Genomic DNA, 1,738 nt, shown 5'->3' with positions numbered 1-1,738 from the left:
AAGGATAACTACTAATTATGAATCTCAATTCACACTATTCGTTAGAAAGAGTTGTGAGCTCTAAAGATCAAAAGTATATCGAAGGATTATCGATATACTCAAGGTACACACACCCTGCTCTTAGAACGGAAACTAATACAATTACTTATTGGCTGGATAACTATAACAAAAAGTTTGATGATGAGTTCCATGTCCTTGTTTTTTCAAATAATGAAATAGTTATTGGCTATACTCAACTAACCTATTTTGTTGAAGAAAATATAGTTGTTATTGACTATATATCCATAGATGAAAGATATAGGAAGAACAATACCTTTTTTGAGTTTGCAGATCAGCTTGCCCAGTATATTGAAAGTAAATTTCCCAGCTCAAGCTTTTCCGTTGTAGAATTAGCCTTGATAGATCAGCCTTATCATCAAAGTGATAATTTTGAGTTGATGAAAAAACTACTAGGCATGATTGGATTTTATGAGTTGGATCTTGATTATTGGCAATTAGAGCTTTCAGCTAGCAATCATGAAAGTAAAGTTCCTGCACATTTGTTTTTAAATCCTAGACCTCTTCATTGTAGTTTAAGGAAAGAAACTGCACTGGATTTACTACACATGCTTTATATTAAACATTACTCAAGGTGGTTTGAAGTATATGAAGAAGATAAAGTTATTTTATACAAGGAAAAAGCTCAAGAGCTTTATAGCACCACAAAGACGTCTCTCGTTGATGATGTTTATTTTAAAGGTGGAAGTGATAAAGCATATGAAAGTATAGTAAAGACAACAACTGCACAGCCTACTCAACATTTAGGTCTGTCGGTGAAATTGACTTTTTTATTTTTGGTATTAGCGTTATCTTTAGTGTTTTTTATTAAAAAAGCAGAAATAGATAAAGATGATTTCTTTTACTTTTATGGTTTTCTTTCCGTTAGTTTCGTCTTTTTTCTTTCTTTGTTCTCGTCGCGTGCACTGGAGGTACTAGAAGTTGTATCTAAAACCTTCAGCGACATTTTAAAAGGAAAGCCATAAAGTTACATCCACCTCTTTTTAGTATGTTAACCCTTTGAAAAAAAAGATCTAACTTGGAGAGTTTGGAAGATAGTTTTGGGTTACTTGTACTTCGTAAGAGCAGTGTGGATATGATATGTATCGAATTGCTCTTTTTCTCTAACAAGTTAAAACTGTGTAAAATTGAGTTTATGTAATCAATAGAATAAAGCCAAAGATGTTCGCTTTCTCCATTATAAAAGGTGTGGATCGGAGTTACACTTTCCTTGTACTTGTCTGTAAATATAAATTCATAACTATTACTAGTTTCGTATTCTAAAACTAAAGCTCCACCTTTTTTTGTTACTCGATTAAGCTCTTTAATAGCAAGCTGTGCATCAACATAATTTAGTACCGATCCTACACATATTACAATATCAAATGACTCATCGAAAAAAGGAATGTTTGTCACAGAGCCTACTATTGATTTGTCCTCAAAATTTAATAAATTCTCTGCTATATCTAGATGATAAATAAAATCACCAGATATTCCGTAAGAGTTACCTCCTGAACCCGCCAGTAATACTCTTTCTGATAATTTAACACCATCTTCAATACTTAAATATTCGTATAAATACTGCTTGATTTTTCTGTAGGTGTGATAGTGCCATTGATCGGAAATATCCCAGATATTCTGAAGCTTATTATACTTATCTCTTACATCACACTCTTCAATCATAATTAGTAGTTATCCTTAC

Annotated in this window: 2 protein-coding genes; one reads left to right on the top strand and one right to left on the bottom strand. The window is 32.2% G+C overall.

Annotation, left to right across the window (positions count from 1 at the left end; genetic code table 11):
- Positions 1 to 53 precede the first annotated feature (53 nt).
- A complete protein-coding gene (locus CWC03_RS22350; RefSeq protein WP_249314105.1) occupies positions 54 to 1,022 on the top strand; it encodes a hypothetical protein in 969 nt (322 codons plus the stop codon).
- On the opposite strand, the gene CWC03_RS23700 is transcribed toward CWC03_RS22350, so the two are convergent.
- Positions 994 to 1,719: a class I SAM-dependent methyltransferase gene (locus CWC03_RS23700; protein WP_212748166.1), complete on the bottom strand. Its 726-nt coding sequence runs from the start codon at positions 1,717 to 1,719 to the stop codon at positions 994 to 996. The genes CWC03_RS22350 and CWC03_RS23700 overlap by 29 nt on opposite strands.
- Positions 1,720 to 1,738 lie beyond the last annotated feature (19 nt).

This window comes from Pseudoalteromonas sp. S2755 (assembly GCF_005886535.1).
Taxonomy (GTDB): Bacteria; Pseudomonadota; Gammaproteobacteria; order Enterobacterales; family Alteromonadaceae; genus Pseudoalteromonas.
The sequence above is the reverse complement of the archived record's forward strand: the minus strand, read 5'-3'. Positions and strand labels throughout refer to the sequence as shown.

Bases quoted from the DNA above. Each gene is read 5' to 3' on its own strand.
- CWC03_RS23700 (WP_212748166.1), bottom strand. From the start codon at position 1,719: ATGATTGAAGAGTGTGATGTAAGAGATAAGTATAATAAGCTTCAGAAT.